We start from the raw sequence: 18,222 nt of genomic DNA on the forward strand, positions 1-18,222 counted from the left end.
TCTATATCCGGCCACTCTTCGTATGACTGACAACGACGCCCGGCTGAAAAAGCTGAGGTTCCGCGCGTGGCGGCGGGGCTTCAGGGAAGCGGACCTCATTCTGGGGCCGTTCGCGGACAAGCATGTCCCGGCCATGAGCGCGGCGGAGCTGGACACCTTCGAAGTCCTGCTCGAGCAGCCCGACCACGACCTCTATGGCTGGATCGTCGGGACGTGCGCGACGCCGCCCGAATTCGATCATGAGATTTTGAACCGGATCAAAGCCTTCCGCTTCGAAGTTGGCGTGGGAGAAGCCCGTGGCGGATGACGCCGGTCGCCCCAGCGCGCCCCGCGCGGTGAGCGCGGCCGAGCTGCGCCGTGTGACCGACGATCCCGGCCGGCTCGACCTGGTCGGCGCGCCGGAGGGCTTCGACGCCCTGGTGATGGCCGACGTCGTGAAGGCCCGCAAAGGCCTTTCCGTGTTCGTCGCCCGCGACGGCGCGCGCCTGTCAGCCTTCGTCGACGCCTTCTGCTTCTTCGCGCCTGGGGTCGAGGTGCTGACCTTCCCGGCCTGGGATTGCCTGCCCTACGACCGCGTCGGCCCGTCGCCCGGCGTCGCCGCGGCGCGGATGACCACGCTGTCGCGCCTGGCCGACGGACTGGATGCGACGCCGCGCCTCTTGGTGACCTCGGTCCCGGCCCTGTTGCAGCGGACGCCGCCGCAGGCCTCGGTGCAGCGGGCCAGCTATTCGGCCAGGGTCGGCAACAGCGTCGAGATCGCCGACCTGGAGGCCTATTTCGCGGTCAACGGCTACCAGCGCGCCTCGACGGTCTCGGAAAAGGGCGAGTTCGCGATCCGTGGCGGGGTGATCGACGTCTTCCCGCCGACCGCCGAGGAGCCGGTGCGTCTGGACCTGTTCGGCGACACTCTGGAGTCGATCCGCGGTTTCGATCCGGAAACCCAGCGTTCGACGCGGCAGCTGAAGGATGTCAGCCTGCTGCCGGTCAGCGAGGCCCTGCTGGACAAGGAGGCGGTCTCGCGCTTCCGCGCCGGCTATCTGGAGACCTTCGGCGCGGCCGGCGACGATCCGCTCTACGCCACCGTCTCCGAGGGTGGGCGGCGGGCCGGGATGGAGCATTGGCTGCCGCTGTTCTATCCGCAGATGGCGACCCTCTTCGACTATCTGCCCAAGGACGCCCTGGTCGCGCTCGACCACCTGGCCCGCGAGGCGCACGACGAGCGGATGGCGATGATCGCCGACGCCTATGAGGCGCGCTCGGCCACCGAGCGCCGGCAGCATTATCATCCGCTGGAGCCGGACCGCCTCTACCTCACCGACAAGGAATGGCAGGGCCGGCTCGCCGAGCGGCCGACGCGGCGGTTCTCGTCCTTCCAGGAGGCCGAGGGCGCGACGGTGATCGACATGGGCGCGCGCGCCGGGCGCAGCTTCGCCCCCGAACGCCAGCGCGACAGCGTCAACCTGTTCGAGGCCACCGCCGCCCATGCTACGGCGCTGGCAAGCGGCGGAAAACGCGTGCTGTTCGCGTCCTGGACGGAGGGCTCCTCCGATCGCCTGGGCTCCATGCTGGCCGATCATGGCCTCAGCAGCCTGCCATTCGCGCCCTATTGGGATGCGGCCAGGGCGGCGAGCCCGAAGACGCCGCAGCGCGTGGTGCTGCCGCTGGACGCCGGCTTCGAGACCGACGCGCTGGCGGTCATCTCCGAGACCGACATCCTGGGCGACCGGCTGGCGCGGCCCAGACGCCGGCGGCGCGCCTCCAACTTCCTGGCCGAGGCCAGCGCGCTCACCCAGGGCGACCTGGTCGTCCACATCGACCACGGCATCGGCCGCTACGAGGGGTTGAAGACCCTCGACGTGGCCGGCGCGCCGCATGACACCCTGGAGATCCACTACGGCGGCGAGGCCAAGCTCTATCTGCCGGTGGAGAACATCGACCTGCTGACCCGCTACGGCGCCGACAGCGAGGGCGTGATCCTCGACCGGCTGGGCGGCGCGGCCTGGCAGGCGCGGAAGGCGAGGGCGAAGGCCCGCCTGCGCGACATGGCCGAGGGCTTGATCCGCATCGCAGCCGAGCGCGCCATGCGCAGCACCGAGGCGGTGGACCCGCCGCACGGCGTCTTCGACGAGTTCTGCGCGCGGTTCCCCTACGAGGAGACCGACGACCAGCTGGCCGCCATCGGCGACGTGCTGGAGGACCTGGCGGCCGGCAAGCCGATGGACCGGCTGATCTGCGGCGACGTGGGCTTCGGCAAGACCGAGGTCGCCTTGCGCGCCGCCTTCGTGGTGGCGATGAGCGGCCAGCAGGTGGCGATCGTGGCGCCCACGACCTTGCTCGCGCGCCAGCACTACAAGACCTTCTCCGAGCGGTTCGAGGGCTGGCCGGTGCGCGTGCGGCGCCTCTCGCGCATGGTCCCCGCCAGGGAGGCCGCCGAGACCCGCGAGGCCCTGGCCAGGGGCGAGGTCGAGATCGTGGTCGGCACCCACGCGGTGCTGAGCAAGCAGGTGAGCTTCAAGACCCTCGGCCTGGTGATCGTCGACGAGGAGCAGCACTTCGGGGTCAAGCACAAGGAGAAGCTCAAGGAGCTTCGGGCCGACGTGCACATGCTGACGCTCACCGCCACGCCGATCCCGCGCACCCTGCAGATGTCGCTTTCGGGCATCCGCGAGATGTCGATCATCGCCACCCCGCCGGTCGATCGCCTGGCGGTGCGCACCTACATCACGCCCTGGGACCCGGTCGTCGTCCGCGAGGCGCTGCTGCGGGAGAAATACCGCGGCGGCCAGGCCTACTATGTGGCCCCGCGCATCTCCGACCTGCCGGACCTGGAGCGGTTCCTGCGCGAGCAGGTCCCGGAGGTGAAGTTCCTGGTCGGCCACGGCCAGATGGCGCCGACCCAGCTCGAAGCGGTGATGAGCGCCTTCTACGACGGCCAGTACGATGTGCTGCTCTCGACCACGATCGTGGAGAGCGGCCTCGACATCCCGACCGCCAACACCCTGGTCATCCACCGCGCCGATATGTTCGGCCTGGCCCAGCTCTACCAGCTGCGCGGCCGGGTCGGCCGAGCCAAGGCGCGGGCCTACGCCTACATGACCACGCCCTCGGAGAAACAGATCACGCTGTCGGCCGAGCGGCGGCTGAAGGTGCTGCAGTCGCTGGACAGCCTGGGCGCCGGCTTCCAGCTCGCCAGCCACGACCTGGACATCCGCGGCGGCGGCAACCTGCTGGGCGAGGAGCAGTCCGGCCATATCCGCGAGATCGGCGTCGAGCTCTACCAGCAGATGCTGGAGGACGCGGTGAACGAACTGAAGGCGCGCACCGACGCGGACGGCGCCGAAACCGACCGGGGTTGGTCGCCGCAGATCAACACCGGCGCGGCCGTGCTGATCCCCGAGGACTATGTGCCGGACCTCAATGTGCGCCTGTCGCTCTATCGCCGCCTCAGCGACGCCGAGAAGGCGCAGGACCGCGAAGCCCTGGCCGCTGAACTGATCGACCGCTTCGGGCCCCTGCCGCCCGAGGCCGGCCAGCTCCTGAAGGTGGTGGCCATCAAGGGTCTCTGCCGCGAGGCCAACGTCGCCAAGATCGACGTCGGGCCGAAAGGGGCGGTCGTCAGCTTCCGGGGCGACGATTTCAAGAATAGCCTGGGCCTGGTGCAGTACGTCCAGAAGAACCAGGTCGCCTGGCGCATCCGGCCCGATCACCGGGTGGTGGTGAAGGGGGAGTGGGAGACGCCGGAGCAGCGCCTGGGCGCCGCCGAACGGATCCTGACCGAGCTGGCCAAGCTCGCCGCATAGGCGACCCTCCGCCGGTGGGCCGATTGTCGCAGTCGGCGAACACTGTTGCCCATTAAGCCAATCGCAAAGCTTGATCGGCCAAATTGGCGGTGTCCTTTGGGGGGACCCCTTCCGGCATGCGCCTTAAGTCACTGTCCCTGTCTCAGAAGCTGCTGGGCGGCTTGCTGGCGATCTCACTCGCCTTCACGGCGACGGGGACGATCGCGGCCTTTGTCATGTTCCGCGATCGCGTGGAGCAGATGCGGGTCGCCGACCTGAAGCTCTATGTGGAGCAGCGCACCAAGGCCGAGCAGGCGATCTTCGAGGAGGTCCGCACCAAGCACCTCTCGGCCACCCAGGCGCTGGCCCTGCGCTATGACACCCAGGATCCCAGGCAGGCGGTGCGCGACTTCGACCGCTTCTTCCCCCTGCTGGCCGACGGAACCCGGCGCAGCGCGCCGGAGCTTGCCAGCGGCGTGGCGGTGGGCGGCGATCGGCTCTACGGCCTGACCGCCTTCATGAGCGACGGCGCCCACGTCAGCGACGACGACAAGCGCCTGATGATGGCCATGACCTATGTAGTCCGCGCCTCGGGCGAGGCCGATCGGGCCGGCTTCGACAACTTCTATTTCGCCGGCCCGTCCAATCGGCTGATCATGTTCACCCCGGACCATCCGGAGAAGATCAGCTTCTACAACCACGACGCGCCCAGCACCCTCGACCTGACGCATGTCGACCTGGTGAAGATGAGCCTGCCCCAGAACGATCCCACCGGGGCCACGGGCTGCACAAAGCTCACGCCGCTGCTCACCGACCGCAGCCACAGGTCGATGGTCTCAGCCTGCATCACGCCGATCTACCTGCACGGCCGCTATGTGGGCACCTGGGCCGACACCATGCAGATGGGCTCGCACTTCCTGTCCGCGATGCGCGACACCCTGCCGGGCGCCGTGAACCTGATCATCGACGAGCAAGGCTCGCTGATCGCCTATCCGGGCTTCGTGGCGACCAAATATGTCACGGCGCCGGCGATCCGCACCTACGAGGAGAAGCTGAAGCTCCACGACCTGGCCCGGACGATCCGCGCCCAGGGCCGGGAATATGGCGTGGCCGACAGCCCCGACGGGAAGCAACTCGTCGCCTATGGCCACATCGACTCGCGCTGGTACTTCCTGATGACCCTGCCCAAGGCGGCGGTGGTGAAGGCCGCCTCGCAGTCGGCCCTGCCGCTGCTGGGCATCGGCCTGCTGGGCGCGCTCGCCCAGGCGGCGTTGATCCTGCTGTGGGCGCGCAGCCTGTTCGTGCGGCCGATGGAATCCCTGGTGGCCGACGCCAAGGCCGGCGGCGAGGTCTCGACCTCCCGCAAGCTGGAGTTGCGGCATGACGAGATCGGCGAACTGGCGCGCGCGCTTACTGCCGCACGGGCCCGTTCGCAGGCGCTGACCAACGGCCTTGAGGACCGGGTGCGCGAGCGCACCGCCGAACTCGACCGCGCCAACCAGGCCAAGTCCTCGTTCCTGGCGACCATGAGCCACGAACTGCGCACGCCTCTGAACGGGGTGGTGGCGCTCTCGCACCTGCTGGCCGAGCGGCAGACCAACCCGGAAGACAAGGAGATGGCGGCGCTGATCATCTCCTCCGGCCGCCTGCTGGAGCAGGTGCTGACCGACATCCTGGACTTCTCGAAGATCGAGGCCGGTCAACTGGCGCTGGACGAAGAGTCCTTCGAGATGGAGGTCTGCGTGCGCCGGGTGGCCGAGCTGCATCGCGCCGCCGCCGAGGCCAAGGGCTTGTCGCTGACCTGGCAGGTGGACGAGACGGCCGCCGGCGGGGTCCATGGCGACTCCCTGCGGATCACCCAGATCCTCAATAACTTCCTCTCCAACGCCGTGAAGTTCACCGAGGCCGGCCAGGTCAAGCTGGAGGTCAGCCGCAACGACGATGGCGTGCTGTTCGCCGTGCGCGACACCGGGATCGGTTTCGGCCCCGAGGTGGCGGCCCGGCTGTTCCAGCGCTTCGAGCAGGCGGACGTCTCGATCACGCGACGCTTTGGCGGCACGGGCCTGGGCCTGGCGATCTGCGCCTCCCTGGCCCAGATGATGGGTGGTCGCGTCTGGGCGGAATCCGAGCCGGGCGCCGGCTCGACCTTCTTCGCCCAGCTTTCCCTGCCGACCGTCTGCCTGCTTTCCGAAGGGGAGGCCGAGGAAGCCGACGACCTGAGCGCGGCGCTCGGCGGCTGCCGCGTGCTGCTGGCCGAGGATCACCCCGTGAACCAGCGTGTCGTGGCCCTGATCCTCGAGCCGCTGGGCGTCGACCTGACCATCGTCGAGGACGGGGCGGCCGCCATCGAAGCCGAGGCGGCCGGGCGCTACGACCTGATTCTGATGGATCTGCACATGCCCAACGTCGACGGCCTGACCGCGACGCGGGCGATCCGCGCGGCGGAGGCCGAACGCGGCGGGCCGCGCACGCCGATCGTGGCGCTCACCGCCGACGCCCTGGCTGAGCACGTGACCGCGACCCGCGCGGCGGGCGCCGATCACCACCTGTCCAAGCCGATCAAGCCGGAGGCGCTGGTGGATATCCTGGCCGAGATCCTGTCGGGCGCGCCGCAGGACGATCAGCGGCTGGCGGTCTGACTGGCTAAGACTGCGGCGGCGGAGCGTTTGCCCGCGCCTCGGCGAGCAGGTGGCTGGCGCGCAGATAGATCTCCAGGCGCTGGGCGCAGACCAGACCCAACGACATCACCAGTAGCGCATCGGTGATCGGGCCCGCCCATTCGCCGAGCGCGCTGGCGTTCTGGGCCGCATAGGCGCGGACCGCGGTGCGGATCACCAGTATGCCCAGGATCACCACCATGCCGATCGGCGAGGCGCGGCTGGTCAGTTCGTGGGTGGCCGGATCGATGGTGATGTTGGTGAAACGGGCGCGCCACCAGCCGAGCAGGGCGCCGACGATCAGGCCCGCCGCGTCGAGGCCGATCGAGACCGGCGTGAACTGCGGGCCGCGGCCCAGGCCGGCTGACGCCTTGCCCTCGCCCCACAGTGCAAATCCGATCAACGCCACGATGATCACCGGGGCGACCCACATCGCCTCGATGCGCACGCGCCGCGCGCGTGAATTGCGCAGGATCACCAGTCCCATGGCGATGACGATCGGAATCAGCGTCGCCCAGGGCGACGCGTTCGGGGAAGTCGGGGGCATCAGCTCGCTTTCAGGCCATGGGCTCGGGCGGCGGCTTCTTCCAGCGCGCGGCCCGCGGACTCAGCGGAGGTGACCGGGGCCACGCCCAGGTCGAACTCCACGACGAACGGAGAATTGCCTTCACCCGCCTCGAAGGCTGTGCAGCCGATCACCGCGGCGATCCGCTCGCCCGCCAGGCGGCCGTTGGGCCCGGGCGTGTTGGGCAGCGCGAGGGCGAAGACTTCGGGGCCCAGGCGCGCGGCGGTGTCTTCCACCCGCACCAGGCGGCCAACCATGGAGCCGATCTGCGGGATGGCCCGATCCAGCCAGCCGGAACTCCGGGCCGTGCTCAGCTCCGGCTTGTCGGCGACCTTCAGAACACAGACGCTGAGCGCGCGGTTGCGCTGCTTGGCCGCCTGGGCGAGGCGGCTCAGGTGGGCGGCGAACAGGTCGCGGGTGAAAAGGCCGGTCGCTGAATCCATCAGCCCCGAGCTGCGCGCCGCCTCGAGGGCCGCGCGCACCCCCATCTGGCGGCGATAGCTACGGGCGAGTTCGATGATCCGCCGTGCGGTCTCGCTCTCCGGCGTTTCCGGCGAGGCCACGTCCGACAGGCCCCGGTGGAAGGCCTCCGAGGTCGTGACGTAGGTTTCCTTGCGCATGTAGAGCAGGGCGGGCGTGTGATAGAGGCGCGTGTTGCGGCGCAGGCCCGCGGCGATGCTGAGCGCCTCCTGCGGATTGTCGCCGGCCCACAGCACCACCGCGTCGAAGATCCGTTCGTGCAGATAGTCGAAGGCGGTGTAGGCGGTGAAGGCGCCCACCACATCGGCGCCGTTGCGGAGCAAGGCGTTGGAGAGCGCCAGGAACTGCGGCGCGGGCTCCCCGATGGCCAGCACGCGATAGGGGCTGACGTCGTTCTCGGGCTGGCCGAGGGTGCGGCCGAATTCGGCGAAGGTCTCGGAGCGGAGGTCGAACTCCTCCTCGGCGACGGCGGTGCGCACCAGGGTTTCCAGGCGCATGGCGGCCTGGGCCGGGTGCAGCGGCGCGGCCAGGGTCACGTCGAAGCCGTAGGTCTCCAGGATCGGGTCGGGGTCGCCGATGGCGATCACCGGCAGCTTGCGCGGCGCGCAGGCGGCCTTCAGGCGGCGCGCCAGGCCCAGGGCCTCTTCGCCCACGCCCTTCAGGTCGATGATCGCGCCTTCGATCTGCAGGTCGGTGATGGCGGTCACGGCCGCGGTGCGGCTGCGCGCGGTGATGGTGCGCCAGCCCAGCCGGTCCAACCCCTCGGCGAGGGGACCCGCCAGGGTGTCGTCGCGCGCCACGATCAGGATGCGCGCCTGGACGCCCGCCGTCATCTAGTGCCTTCCTCTCAACCCGGCTTGCCCCGTAAAGCTCGCCCGGGCGTCTGACTCAAGTCCGATCACCATAGCCGGGCACCCTAGGATACGACAGCGGCAGAAGGGTTAAGGAGGTTGAAGATGGGCGCAAGTCTGCAAGGTCAGGTTGCAGTCATAACCGGCGCTTCCGGCGGGCTTGGCGCCCATTTCGCCACGGTCCTGGCCCGGGAGGGCGCGGCGGTGGCCCTGACGGCGCGGCGGCTGGAGATGGTCGAGGCGCTGGCCGGCGAACTGGCGGGGCAGGGTCACAAGGCCATGGCGCTGCGCCTGGACGTCGCCGCCCCCGCCGCGATCGGTCCGGCCTTCGACGAGGTCGAGGCGGCGCTGGGGCCCATCTCGATCCTGATCAACAACGCCGGCGTCAGCGGCTCCGGCATGGCGCTGGAGATGACGCAGGAGACCTTCGACCAGACCTTCGACGTCAATGTGCGCGGGGTCTATTTCGCGGCCCAGGAGGCGGCGAAGCGGATGTTCGCCTCGGGTGTGGCCGAGCGTGAGGCCGGCCGGATCGTCAACATCGCCTCGGTGGCGGCCCAGACCAACCTGCCGGGGCTGTCGGTCTACTGCGCCTCGAAGGCGGCGGTGGCGATGATGACCCGGGCCATGGCCCGCGAGTGGGCCAGGCGGGGCGTTTCGGTCAATGCGCTGGGGCCCGGCTATGTGCTCACCGACATCAACGCCGACTGGTTCGACAGCGAGGGCGGCGCGGCGCAGCTGAAGCGCTTCCCGAAACGGCGACTGATGGCGGCGGAGGACCTCGATGCGGCCCTGCTGATGCTGGCCGGCCCGGCGGCCAAGGCGATCACCGGCCAGCTGATCCTGGTCGACGACGGCCAGACCCTGCCGGGCGGCGGCTAGCAAGGTCCTCGGCCGACCCCCTATTGGCTAACCTGGGGGCAGGGCGCTTTACTCGCGCGTCAACAGACGTGGGAGTGAGCTTATGCGCCAGGGGCCGCTGACCGGGGTGAAGGTGGTGGAGTTCGCCGGCATCGGGCCGGGGCCGTTCTGCGGCATGCTGCTTTCTGACCTGGGCGCCGACGTGGTGCGGATCGACCGCAAGGGCGGCCGAGGCGGCGCGCCCAGCGACATCACCTCGCGCGGGCGCCGCTCGGTGGCGCTGGACCTCAAGGACTCCAAAGCCATCGAGGCCTGCCTGAAGCTGATGGAGAAGGCCGACGCGATCATCGAGGGCTTTCGCCCAGGCGTGATGGAGCGGCTGGGCCTGGGGCCGGACGCAGCCCTGAAGCGCAATCCGAAGCTGGTGTTCGGCCGCATGACCGGCTGGGGACAGACCGGCCCCTACGCCAACGCCGCCGGCCACGACATGAACTACATCGCCATCACCGGCGCCCTGCACGCCATCGGCACGGCCGACAAGCCTGTGCCACCGCTGAACCTGGTGGGCGATTTCGGGGGCGGGGCGCTCTACTTGGCGTTCGGCGTGCTGGCTGGCGTGATCCACGCCCGGGAGACCGGCCAGGGCCAGGTCATCGACTGCGCCATGAGCGACGGCGCCGCCTCGCTGATGGCCATGTTCTACGGCTTCAAGGCCTCGGGCATGTGGAAGGAGGCGCGGCGGCACAACCTGCTGGATGGCGGCGCCCACTTCTACGACACCTACCAATGCGCCGACGGCAAGTGGATCTCGATCGGCTCCATCGAGCCGCAGTTCTACGCCTTGCTGCTGGAGAAGACCGGGATCGACGATCCGGACTTCGTCCGCCAGATGGACCGCTCCGCATGGCCGCAGCTGCGCGAAAAGCTGGCTGCGGTGATCGCGACGAAGACCCAGGCGGACTGGTGCGCGATCATGGACGCCACCGATGTCTGCTTCGCCCCGGTGCTCGACCTCGACGAGGCGCCGAAGCATCCGCACAACGCCGCGCGCCAGACCTTCGTCGAGGTGGCCGGGGTCACCCAGCCGGCGCCCGCGCCGCGCTTCTCCGCCACACCGGGAGCGATCCAGGGCCCACCGCCGGCGGTGGGTGGCCACAACCGCGAGGCGCTGGCCGACTGGGGCTTCTCCGCCGCCGAGATCGTCGCCTTGGAAGCGGCGGACACACCGGTGAAGGATTCCGTTTCCTGACGCGCGCGTTCAGCTTGGGTTCAGCCGGGCCCGCGCAAATTGATCCCAGGTTGTTCGGCGCGCTCTCCCGTCCCTCGAAGCGTCGGACGATCTGATGGAACGACACGCCCATCGGCGGCGCGCCACCTTCACCGGTGGCGCGCCGTTTCCATATGGGCGCCGGAAATGAGGCAGGCGGCGGCGATCGTTCGCCCGCGCCGCGCTCGCCTGATGGGCGAGTTGTCGATCGGAAGTTGTTCCGCGAGACGCATCATTTGATGTAGCTCGACAATGTTTCTCTCTCTGTTTGTTGTGAAGCTCCACAATATTCAAGCCATAGAAAACCCTAGTCATTGAACAAGCGTAACCATGCGCTGGCATGGTTTCTTGCACATACTGCGTCAATTTTTGAAATTGGGCGGAACTGCGGTGCGAAAACGAAGTTCTGACAGCACTGACCGCGGCAAGTGTCGTCGGTACCGGTGAGGCTATCGTAAAGGAAGGGCTGGGCCCATGAATTTGAACACCAAGCTTGGTTTGGTTGCTGCCGCTGCTGCTTTAGCGGTTGCTGGGGGGGCAAGCGCCGCGACTTTTATAGACACCTGGACAGTCAACAGCGCGACTGGCGCAATCTCGGTGGTGATCGGCGACACCGGTCTCGGCGTCGCTGGCGGGAGCTCCTCCAGTCAGGGCGTTTCCACCCAGACCGTGTCGGGGCCTGACACCAACGGCATCCTCGATTTTACGGACACCTTCAGCTTCATGCTGCCGACCGGCACCGTGGGCTCATCCGTCACCTCCAGCGACACCAACAACCATCTGGTGTTCAGCGGCTTCACGTTCAACGGCGTGGATGGGATGATCGGGCCGACTCCCGCGGGCCTGCCAAGCGCGGGGATTACGGCGCAGTTCGTGACGGCCGGCGGCCAGCAGGAATTGATCGTGAAGGGTTCGGGCGGTCCCGCGGCCGGCTTTGGCGGCACGGTGAACTTCGCCCCAGTGCTGGCCGGCGTGCCGGAACCCGCATCCTGGGCGCTGATGATCCTTGGCTTCGGTGGGGCGGGCGCGCTCCTCCGCCAGCAGCGGCGTCGGGCGTTCGCCTGATCCGACCGGCCACTCAAGGCCCTCAGGGACCCTGGCTTGCAGAAGCCAGGGTCCTTTGCTGTCAGGCTGTCGCCTTCGGGGCGTTGGCCGCTTGCTTGTCCCGCCAGTCCTGCTCCTTGGCGATCTCTTCCGGCGTGGCCAGGCCCGCGAAATCCTCGGGCTCGAAGAACGGGCGCAGTTCCAGGTTGAAGGGCTGGTCGCCGTCCGAAGGGGCCTTCCGGGCCCAGGCGACGGCGTCCTCGAGCGAGGCCACCTGCCAGACCCAATAGCCGGCGATCAGTTCCTTGGTTTCGGTGAACGGGCCGTCGGTGACGGTCGCCCGGCCGCTCTGGATGCAGACGCGCGCGGCCTTGGCGCTGGACTGCAGGCCCGCGCCGTCCAGCATGACCCCGGCCGTGATCAGTTCGTCGTTGTACTTGCCCATGGCCGCGAGCAACTCCGGGCTGGGCATGGCGCCCGCTTCGGATTCCGCGCTGGCCTTGACGATGACCATCACACGCATGGTGTTCTCTCCTGACTGTCTTGGACCGGCAGTCGCGTCCGGCTTTCGACCCAAGGACGAGCCAACCCCGCCCAAGCCGACAGGTCGAGCGGAATTCTCGCGCCACCGCCTTGCGCTCGCCGAGATTCCGCCCGCACCCTGGCCGCGTATGCCAGGCGCCCGGCTTCCCTCCCGCCCGCGGACCCTTCAATGGGATCCGCTCTACTGGCTGACCATGGGCCTGCGCACGCTTTGGCGGGCGACCACGCGGCTCTGGGGCCGCGACGTGATGCTCTATACCGGTGGCGTCTCGTTTTTCAGCCTGCTGGCGATCTTCCCGGCGCTGGCGATCCTGGTCACCCTGTTCAGCCTGTTTTCCAATCCCGCCCAGGCCGAGCGGCTGGGCCAGGTTCTGGCCGACGTGATCCCGGAAGGCGCGCGCGGGGTGGTGCAGCAGGAGCTGTCGCGCCTCGCCCACGCGCCGCACGTGGCGATGAGCGCTCAGGGCGGCGTGGCCCTGATCATCGGGCTCTATGCGGCCCACCGCGGCTTCAAGGCCATGCTGGCGGGCCTGTCGTTCATCCACGAGGAGGATGAACCGCACGGCTTCGTGGGCTTCAACCTGCTGGCGTTGGTCGTGCTGGTGGCTACCTTCGCCCTGCTCAGCCTGGTCTCCGCGGTGTTCCTGGGCCTTCGGGTGATGAGTTCGACCTTCGACCTGCGGCCCCTGCAGGGCGTTTCCTGGCTGGTGAGCGAATGGACCTGGACCAGCGTCTCGCTGATCCTCGGCCTGGCCTGCATCTACCGTTGGGCCATGTCGCGGCGGCCGATCGGCTGGCGCGCCTCGCTGCTGGGCGGCGTGGCGGCGACGGCGCTCTGCCTGTTCGCTTCCTGGGCCACGGCCTTCTACGTCCACGACGTGGCGCACCTGGGGGCCACCTACGGCTCGATCGCCACGGTGGTGCTGTTCCTGATCTGGCTGTCGTGGAACGTGAACGCGATCTTCTTCGGCGGCGCCCTGGCGACCGAGGTGGAGATCGCCGTCGGGGACCGGCGGGCCGCGGGTTCCTAGCCCAGGTCGGCCTGCCCCTTGCCGACCAGGAAACTGAGGCCGCCTTCGGTTTCTTCGCAGGCCAGGATCTCGGCCCCGACCTCGGCAGCGAAATGCGGCACGTCGATTCGCGCCATGGGATCGTCGGCCAGCAGCCGCACCCGCGCGCCGGCCGGCGCATCGTCCAGCGCCCGGCGAAGCCGCAGCGTCGGCACCGGGCAGCGATGCCCGCGGGCGTCGATCAGGATCTCGGGCGGCGGCATGGGCGCGGCATACACCGCCCTCGTGGCGATGGGGAGGTTTTGGCGGAGCGCCGGCCAAAGCAAAAGGGCCAAAGCAAAGGGCGCGGTCCGGCTGGAGCCGATCCGCGCCCTTCACCTAGGACGAAGACGTCGCGCCTACTTCGGCGGCGGGGTCGTCGTGCTGGTGCTGTTGGCGCCGCCAGCGGTGTTCGGCGTCGTCGTGGTGGTCGTGGCCGAGCCGTCCGGGTTGGCGGTGGTGGAGGTCGCCGAGCCAGCCGGCGCGCCGGGGGTCGGCGTCGTGCTGGTCGTGGACGTCGTGGCCGAGCTGTCGGCGGCAGGCGCCGCAGCGGTCGAGGTGTCATCGGCCTTCTTGTTGCAGCCGGCCAGACCCAGGCTGAGCGCAACGATCACGGCGCCGGCGGTGAGCAGTCCGGTGTGCGGTAGTTTCGACATGTGGCAGGTCTCCCTCGATGGCGAGCGGTGGGCCGAGATCGACCCCCGAACCTCATCAACAGATGGTTCCCCGATCCGGTTCCCATTTTCGTGATCGCAGATGTGGACAAGTTGCAATTGCTAGCGTGGCGCGCCCGACGCCACCGCGCCCGCGGCGACCGTACCGGCGGCGACGGCGGGGGCTGAACTGGCGGCTGGAGCGGTCGAAGAAACGGCGGCGGAGGAAGCGGGGGCTCCCGCGGTGACGGCGCCCGAGGTGACGCTGGGGCCGCGAACGCCGCCGACCGGCGCCACGGCGCCCGCCACGCGGCCCGAGGCCGGAACTCCGGCCGAAGTCGCCGCCCGCGCCGTCTGGGTCGAGGCGACAACGGCCGCGCCGCCGACCGCCGCGCCGTTGGCGGCCACCGCCACGCCGCCGGCCGGGCCGACGCCGGGACTGGCGGGGATGGTTCCGTTGCTGTTGGCCAAGGGGGTGACGGCGGCGGTCTGGGCTGCGTCGTTCTCCGTCCCGGCGAAGGCGCCGTTGCTGGTCGCCGCGCCGCCCGCCGATGCGGTGGCCGCCGTCGTGGCCGCGCCGTTCACCGGCGTCGAGAGCCCGCCGGCGCGGCTGTCGCCGATTTCCGGAGCCGGCATGGAGGTGGCGGTCAAGGGCAGGGGCTGGTCCTGCTTCTTCGAGCAGGCGCTCGCCAGGGCGCAGACCGAGGCGATCAGCAGGATGCGGGGCAGGGCGGCGGAGGTGTTCATGGCGGAGAAACGCCGAGATCGCAGCTCTGTTGCGCAAGCGTCGCCGCGATGCGCGACGGCGCTTCACATTCGGCGGCGCATGAGAAATGGTCGCGCCGAGCCAACGCCCAGGCTCCGCGCCACCCAAGGGAGCCCCTATGAAGACCCGCGCCGCCGTCGCCTTCGAAGCCAAGAAGCCACTGGAGATCGTCGAGCTCGACCTGGACGGACCCAAGGCGGGCGAGGTGCTGGTGGAGATCAAGGCGACGGGGATCTGCCACACCGACGCCTACACCCTGGACGGCCTGGATTCGGAGGGCCTGTTCCCCTCGATCCTGGGCCATGAAGGCGCGGGCGTGGTGGTGGAGGTGGGCGCAGGCGTGACCAGCGTGAAGCCGGGCGACCACGTGATCCCGCTCTACACGCCCGAATGCCGCCAGTGCAAAAGCTGCCTTTCCCGCAAGACCAATCTCTGCACGGCGATCCGCGCCACCCAGGGCAAGGGGCTGATGCCCGACGGGACCAGCCGCTTTTCCTACAAGGGCCAGACCGTCTTCCACTACATGGGCTGCTCGACCTTCTCGAACTACACGGTGCTGCCGGAGATCGCCGTGGCGAAGATCCGCACCGACGCCCCCTTCGACAAGGCCTGCTACATCGGCTGCGGCGTGACCACGGGGGTGGGCGCGGTGGTCAACACCGCCGGCGTCGAGCCGGGCGCCAACTGCGTGGTCTTCGGCCTGGGCGGCATCGGGCTGAACGTCATCCAGGGTCTGAAGATGGTCGGCGCGGCCCAGATCGTCGGCGTCGACATCAATCCGGCGCGCGAAGAATGGGGCCGGCGCTTCGGCATGACCCACTTCGTCAATCCGAAGACCGTCGACGGCGACCTGGTGGCCCACCTCGTCCAGCTCACCGACGGCGGGGCGGACTACACCTTCGACTGCACCGGCAACACCACGGTCATGCGCCAGGCGCTGGAGGCCTGCCATCGCGGCTGGGGCCAGAGCATCATCATCGGCGTGGCCGAGGCGGGCAAGGAGATCGCCACGCGGCCCTTCCAGCTGGTCACCGGGCGGGTGTGGAAGGGCACCGCCTTCGGCGGCGCGCGCGGGCGCACCGACGTGCCGAAGATCGTCGACTGGTACATGGATGGCAGGATCGAGATCGACCCGATGATCACCCACACCCTGCCGCTGGAGCAGATCAACGAGGCCTTCGACCTGATGCACAGGGGCGAGAGCATCCGCAGCGTGGTGGTCTACTAGGCCGGGAACGTTCCCGGCCGTTCACGATCCAACTCCCGGAGGATCGATCATGGGAAGCACGAACGATACGGTCGAAGGGCCGGACCTGGCCCAGGGCGTCGCCTATGGCGACCTCAAGGACGGCGAGCCCCTGCTGGGCCATGTGGGCGACGAGGCGGTGATCCTGGTTCGCCGCGGCGAGGCGGTCTTCGCCGTCGGGGCCACCTGCAGCCACTACGGCGGCCCCCTGGCCGAGGGACTGGTCGTCGGCGACACCGTGCGTTGCCCGTGGCACCACGCGGCCTTCTGCCTGCGCACCGGCGTGCCGCTGCGCGCGCCAGCGCTCAATCCCGTGGACTGCTGGGACGTCCGGCGCGATGGCGACCGCGTGAAGGTCGCCGCCAAGCGCGAGGCGTTCGCGCCGCCAAAGTTGAAAGGCGACGTCCCGGCCTCCGTGGTCATCGTGGGCGGCGGCGCGGCGGGCGCCGTGGCGGCCGAGACCCTGCGCCGGGAAGGCTACGAAGGGCCGATCACCATCCTCTCCGCCGACGACGCCCCGCCGTGCGATCGGCCGAACCTGTCGAAGGACTATCTGGCCGGCAATGCGCCGGAGGAATGGATTCCGCTGCGGCCGGCCGAATTCCACCAGGCCCAGAAGATCGACCTTCAGCTCAAGGCGCGGGTGAGCGCCCTCGACGTCGATGCGCGCATGGTGACGCTCGAAGACGGCCGCAAGGTCGGCTACGGAGCCCTGCTGCTGGCGACTGGGGCCGAACCCATACGCCTGCCCACGCCGGGCGCGGACCAGCCCCACGTCCATACGCTGCGCTCGCTGGCCGACAGCCGCGCGATCATCGCGGCGGCCGAAAAGGCCAAGAGCGCCGTGGTGATCGGCGCGAGCTTCATCGGCCTGGAAGTCGCCGCCTCTCTGCGCACCCGCGGGCTGGACGTGCATGTGGTGGCGCCAGAGGAGGTGCCCATGGCCAAGGTGCTCGGCCCTGACCTCGGCCGCATGGTGCAGGCGATCCACACCGAAAAGGGCGTCCAGTTCCACCTGGGCCAGACCGTCCAGCAGATCGGCGCGGGAACGGCGACCCTGTCGGGCGGCGATACGGTGAAGGCCGACCTGGTGGTCATGGGCGTCGGCGTAAGGCCGGTGCTGGCGCTGGCCGAGCAGGCCGGGCTGGCGGTGGACCGCGGGCTGGTCGTGAACGCGCAGCTGCGCACCAGCGCACCCGGCGTTTTCGCCGCCGGCGACATCGTCCGCTGGCCCGATCCGCACACCGGCGAGAAGATCCGCGTCGAACACTGGGTGGTGGCCGAGCGCCAGGGCCAGACGGCGGCGCGCAACATCCTGGGCAAGGCCGAGCCGTTCGACGCCGTGCCGTTCTTCTGGAGCCAGCACTACGACGTCGCGATCCACTACACCGGCCACGCCGAGAGCTGGGACGCGATCGAGGTCGAAGGCGACATCGCCGCGCACGACTGCAAGGTGAGCTATCGCCGCGGCGGCAAGCTGCTGGCGGTGGCCACGGTCGGCCGCGACGCGGCCAATCTCGCCGCCGAACGCGATCTGGAAGGCTCGCGCGCCTAGACCGAGAGCAGGCCGCCCTCGGGCGCGGGGCGCGCGCGCTGGTTGTAGAGCAGCTTGCGGCGCCGCGCCTGCTCCTCGGGCGTGACCGTGGCCGGGTCCTCCGGCGGTCCGGCGGTGACCGCCATGCCCGCCACCACCGCCGGGCGTGCGGAAAGCTCTTCAAACCAGCGCTTGAAGTATTTGAATTCATCCAGGTCTATGCCCTGGAGCTTCCAGCTCGCGGTCCACGGGTAGCAGATCATGTCGGCGATGGAGTAGTCGGCGCCAGCCACGTAGCGCCGATCGTGGAGCCGGTTGTTCAACACCCCGTACATGCGGTGCACCTCGTCGGCGAACCGGCGCTGGGCGTAGGACTGGTCGCCATATTCGGCCGGCACGCGCGAGAAGTGGCCCCGCTCACCGGTCTTCGGCCCCTGGTTGGCCATCTGCCACATCACCCACTGGACGACCTCGTATTTCGCCCGGGTCTCCTGCGGCCAGAAGCGACCCTCCTTCTCGGCGACGTACAGCATGATCGCGCCGCTTTCGAAGACGCTGAGCGGCTCGCCGCCGCCGTTGGGCGCGGTGTCGACCAGGGCCGGCATGCGGTTGTTGGGGCTGATCTTCAGCGAGGCCTCGGTGAACTGGTCGCCGCGGCCGATGTTCATCGCCACGATCTCGTAGGGGACGCCCAGTTCCTCGAGCAGGATGGTGACCTTCTTGCCGTTCGGGGTCGGCCAGTAGTGGAGCTGGTACATCGCACGCCTCCGGGGTCGGGTGTTTCCTGACCCTAGGTGTTCAGTCCCGAGGTCAAGTGGACGGGATCGATCCTGAAGCGATCCGGCTTATCCGCCCAGGCCTTGCAGATGGCTTCGTAGGGTGTGAGGCCCTGTAGGGTCTTCAGCCGCTTGGCGAAGTTGTAGGCGT

At 69.2% G+C, this 18,222-nt stretch carries 16 protein-coding genes and 1 pseudogene; 9 read left to right on the forward strand and 8 right to left on the reverse strand.

Features of this window, described 5'->3' with window-relative positions:
* The first annotated feature begins 22 nt into the window (after positions 1 to 22).
* The 3 genes from VGL85_RS17225 (at position 23) to VGL85_RS17235 (ending at position 6,418) form a co-directional block, all read left to right on the forward strand.
* Entirely contained in the window at positions 23 to 307 is a 285-nt protein-coding gene (locus VGL85_RS17225) for a succinate dehydrogenase assembly factor 2 (protein WP_331590217.1), read from the forward strand.
* Positions 308 to 350: 43 nt separating this feature from the next.
* Positions 351 to 3,800 (forward strand): transcription-repair coupling factor, encoded by a 3,450-nt coding sequence (gene mfd / locus VGL85_RS17230; RefSeq protein WP_331590235.1) that lies wholly within the window; start codon positions 351 to 353, stop codon positions 3,798 to 3,800.
* 116 nt (positions 3,801 to 3,916) lie between these two features.
* The gene (locus VGL85_RS17235; protein WP_331590218.1) at positions 3,917 to 6,418 is read left to right on the forward strand and encodes an ATP-binding protein; all 2,502 of its coding nucleotides are present in this window, start codon (positions 3,917 to 3,919) and stop codon (positions 6,416 to 6,418) included.
* 4 nt (positions 6,419 to 6,422) lie between these two features.
* On the opposite strand, the gene VGL85_RS17240 is transcribed toward VGL85_RS17235, so the two are convergent.
* Entirely contained in the window at positions 6,423 to 6,983 is a 561-nt protein-coding gene (locus VGL85_RS17240) for a hypothetical protein (RefSeq protein WP_331590219.1), read from the reverse strand.
* Complete coding sequence (locus VGL85_RS17245; protein ID WP_331590221.1) at positions 6,983 to 8,314, reverse strand: diguanylate cyclase domain-containing protein; 1,332 nt, start codon at positions 8,312 to 8,314, stop codon at positions 6,983 to 6,985. The genes VGL85_RS17240 and VGL85_RS17245 overlap by 1 nt, the downstream gene beginning before the upstream one ends.
* A gap of 123 nt (positions 8,315 to 8,437) precedes the next feature.
* Here VGL85_RS17245 and VGL85_RS17250 point away from each other — a divergent pair, with 123 nt between their 5' ends.
* The 3 genes from VGL85_RS17250 (at position 8,438) to VGL85_RS17260 (ending at position 11,525) form a co-directional block, all read left to right on the forward strand.
* A complete protein-coding gene (locus VGL85_RS17250; protein ID WP_331590222.1) occupies positions 8,438 to 9,214 on the forward strand; it encodes an SDR family NAD(P)-dependent oxidoreductase in 777 nt (258 codons plus the stop codon).
* An 82-nt stretch (positions 9,215 to 9,296) separates the two neighbouring features.
* Entirely contained in the window at positions 9,297 to 10,442 is a 1,146-nt protein-coding gene (locus tag VGL85_RS17255; RefSeq protein ID WP_331590223.1) for a CaiB/BaiF CoA-transferase family protein, read from the forward strand.
* Positions 10,443 to 10,934: 492 nt separating this feature from the next.
* Positions 10,935 to 11,525, forward strand: coding sequence for a PEPxxWA-CTERM sorting domain-containing protein (locus VGL85_RS17260; RefSeq protein ID WP_331590224.1), 591 nt, complete (start codon positions 10,935 to 10,937; stop codon positions 11,523 to 11,525).
* 61 nt (positions 11,526 to 11,586) lie between these two features.
* Here VGL85_RS17260 and VGL85_RS17265 read toward each other — a convergent pair whose 3' ends face one another.
* Positions 11,587 to 12,027 (reverse strand): YciI family protein, encoded by a 441-nt coding sequence (locus VGL85_RS17265; protein ID WP_331590225.1) that lies wholly within the window; start codon positions 12,025 to 12,027, stop codon positions 11,587 to 11,589.
* Between the two features lie 214 nt (positions 12,028 to 12,241).
* Between VGL85_RS17265 and VGL85_RS17270 the strand changes: the two genes are divergently transcribed.
* Positions 12,242 to 13,078 (forward strand): YihY/virulence factor BrkB family protein, encoded by an 837-nt coding sequence (locus VGL85_RS17270; RefSeq protein WP_331590226.1) that lies wholly within the window; start codon positions 12,242 to 12,244, stop codon positions 13,076 to 13,078.
* Here the strand turns inward: VGL85_RS17270 and VGL85_RS17275 are convergent.
* The 3 genes from VGL85_RS17275 to VGL85_RS17285 all read right to left on the reverse strand — a co-directional run bounded on the left by VGL85_RS17275 (position 13,075) and on the right by VGL85_RS17285 (position 14,496).
* A complete protein-coding gene (locus tag VGL85_RS17275; RefSeq protein WP_331590227.1) occupies positions 13,075 to 13,320 on the reverse strand; it encodes a sulfurtransferase TusA family protein in 246 nt (81 codons plus the stop codon). The two genes, VGL85_RS17270 and VGL85_RS17275, sit on opposite strands and share 4 nt — an antisense overlap.
* A gap of 135 nt (positions 13,321 to 13,455) precedes the next feature.
* Positions 13,456 to 13,752 (reverse strand): hypothetical protein, encoded by a 297-nt coding sequence (locus tag VGL85_RS17280; protein ID WP_331590228.1) that lies wholly within the window; start codon positions 13,750 to 13,752, stop codon positions 13,456 to 13,458.
* A gap of 120 nt (positions 13,753 to 13,872) precedes the next feature.
* On the reverse strand, positions 13,873 to 14,496 hold the full coding sequence (locus VGL85_RS17285; protein WP_331590229.1) for a hypothetical protein: 624 nt from the start codon (positions 14,494 to 14,496) through the stop codon (positions 13,873 to 13,875).
* A 137-nt stretch (positions 14,497 to 14,633) separates the two neighbouring features.
* Between VGL85_RS17285 and VGL85_RS17290 the strand changes: the two genes are divergently transcribed.
* Both VGL85_RS17290 and VGL85_RS17295 read left to right on the forward strand, forming a co-directional pair.
* Positions 14,634 to 15,743 carry an S-(hydroxymethyl)glutathione dehydrogenase/class III alcohol dehydrogenase gene (locus VGL85_RS17290; protein WP_331590230.1) on the forward strand — a complete coding sequence of 370 codons (1,110 nt, stop codon included), beginning with the start codon at positions 14,634 to 14,636 and terminating at the stop codon, positions 15,741 to 15,743.
* A gap of 49 nt (positions 15,744 to 15,792) precedes the next feature.
* Positions 15,793 to 17,316 (forward strand): FAD-dependent oxidoreductase, encoded by a 1,524-nt coding sequence (locus tag VGL85_RS17295; protein WP_331590232.1) that lies wholly within the window; start codon positions 15,793 to 15,795, stop codon positions 17,314 to 17,316.
* On the opposite strand, the gene VGL85_RS17300 is transcribed toward VGL85_RS17295, so the two are convergent.
* Together VGL85_RS17300 and VGL85_RS17305 are read right to left on the reverse strand one after the other, a co-directional pair.
* Positions 17,313 to 18,053, reverse strand: a complete 741-nt coding sequence (locus tag VGL85_RS17300; RefSeq protein ID WP_331590233.1) for a glutathione S-transferase N-terminal domain-containing protein — start codon at positions 18,051 to 18,053, stop codon at positions 17,313 to 17,315. The two genes, VGL85_RS17295 and VGL85_RS17300, sit on opposite strands and share 4 nt — an antisense overlap.
* A 32-nt stretch (positions 18,054 to 18,085) precedes the next feature.
* A pseudogene (locus VGL85_RS17305) lies at positions 18,086 to 18,222 on the reverse strand (IS481 family transposase); the annotation flags it as partial.

It is taken from the genome of Phenylobacterium sp., assembly GCF_036501465.1.
Classification (GTDB): Bacteria; Pseudomonadota; Alphaproteobacteria; order Caulobacterales; family Caulobacteraceae; genus Phenylobacterium.

Excerpts from the sequence above, each read along its gene's own strand:
- VGL85_RS17285 (WP_331590229.1), bottom strand. The coding sequence starts at position 14,496 with ATGAACACCTCCGCCGCCCTGCCCCGCATCCTGCTGATCGCCTCGGTC.
- VGL85_RS17280 (WP_331590228.1), bottom strand. The coding sequence starts at position 13,752 with ATGTCGAAACTACCGCACACCGGACTGCTCACCGCCGGCGCCGTGATC.
- VGL85_RS17275 (WP_331590227.1), bottom strand. The coding sequence starts at position 13,320 with ATGCCGCCGCCCGAGATCCTGATCGACGCCCGCGGGCATCGCTGCCCG.
- VGL85_RS17255 (WP_331590223.1), top strand. The coding sequence starts at position 9,297 with ATGCGCCAGGGGCCGCTGACCGGGGTGAAGGTGGTGGAGTTCGCCGGC.
- VGL85_RS17265 (WP_331590225.1), bottom strand. The coding sequence starts at position 12,027 with ATGCGTGTGATGGTCATCGTCAAGGCCAGCGCGGAATCCGAAGCGGGC.
- VGL85_RS17245 (WP_331590221.1), bottom strand. The coding sequence starts at position 8,314 with ATGACGGCGGGCGTCCAGGCGCGCATCCTGATCGTGGCGCGCGACGAC.
- VGL85_RS17300 (WP_331590233.1), bottom strand. The coding sequence starts at position 18,053 with ATGTACCAGCTCCACTACTGGCCGACCCCGAACGGCAAGAAGGTCACC.
- VGL85_RS17270 (WP_331590226.1), top strand. The coding sequence starts at position 12,242 with ATGGGCCTGCGCACGCTTTGGCGGGCGACCACGCGGCTCTGGGGCCGC.
- VGL85_RS17240 (WP_331590219.1), bottom strand. The coding sequence starts at position 6,983 with ATGCCCCCGACTTCCCCGAACGCGTCGCCCTGGGCGACGCTGATTCCG.
- VGL85_RS17295 (WP_331590232.1), top strand. The coding sequence starts at position 15,793 with ATGGGAAGCACGAACGATACGGTCGAAGGGCCGGACCTGGCCCAGGGC.
- VGL85_RS17250 (WP_331590222.1), top strand. The coding sequence starts at position 8,438 with ATGGGCGCAAGTCTGCAAGGTCAGGTTGCAGTCATAACCGGCGCTTCC.
- VGL85_RS17290 (WP_331590230.1), top strand. The coding sequence starts at position 14,634 with ATGAAGACCCGCGCCGCCGTCGCCTTCGAAGCCAAGAAGCCACTGGAG.
- VGL85_RS17235 (WP_331590218.1), top strand. The coding sequence starts at position 3,917 with ATGCGCCTTAAGTCACTGTCCCTGTCTCAGAAGCTGCTGGGCGGCTTG.
- VGL85_RS17260 (WP_331590224.1), top strand. The coding sequence starts at position 10,935 with ATGAATTTGAACACCAAGCTTGGTTTGGTTGCTGCCGCTGCTGCTTTA.
- VGL85_RS17225 (WP_331590217.1), top strand. The coding sequence starts at position 23 with ATGACTGACAACGACGCCCGGCTGAAAAAGCTGAGGTTCCGCGCGTGG.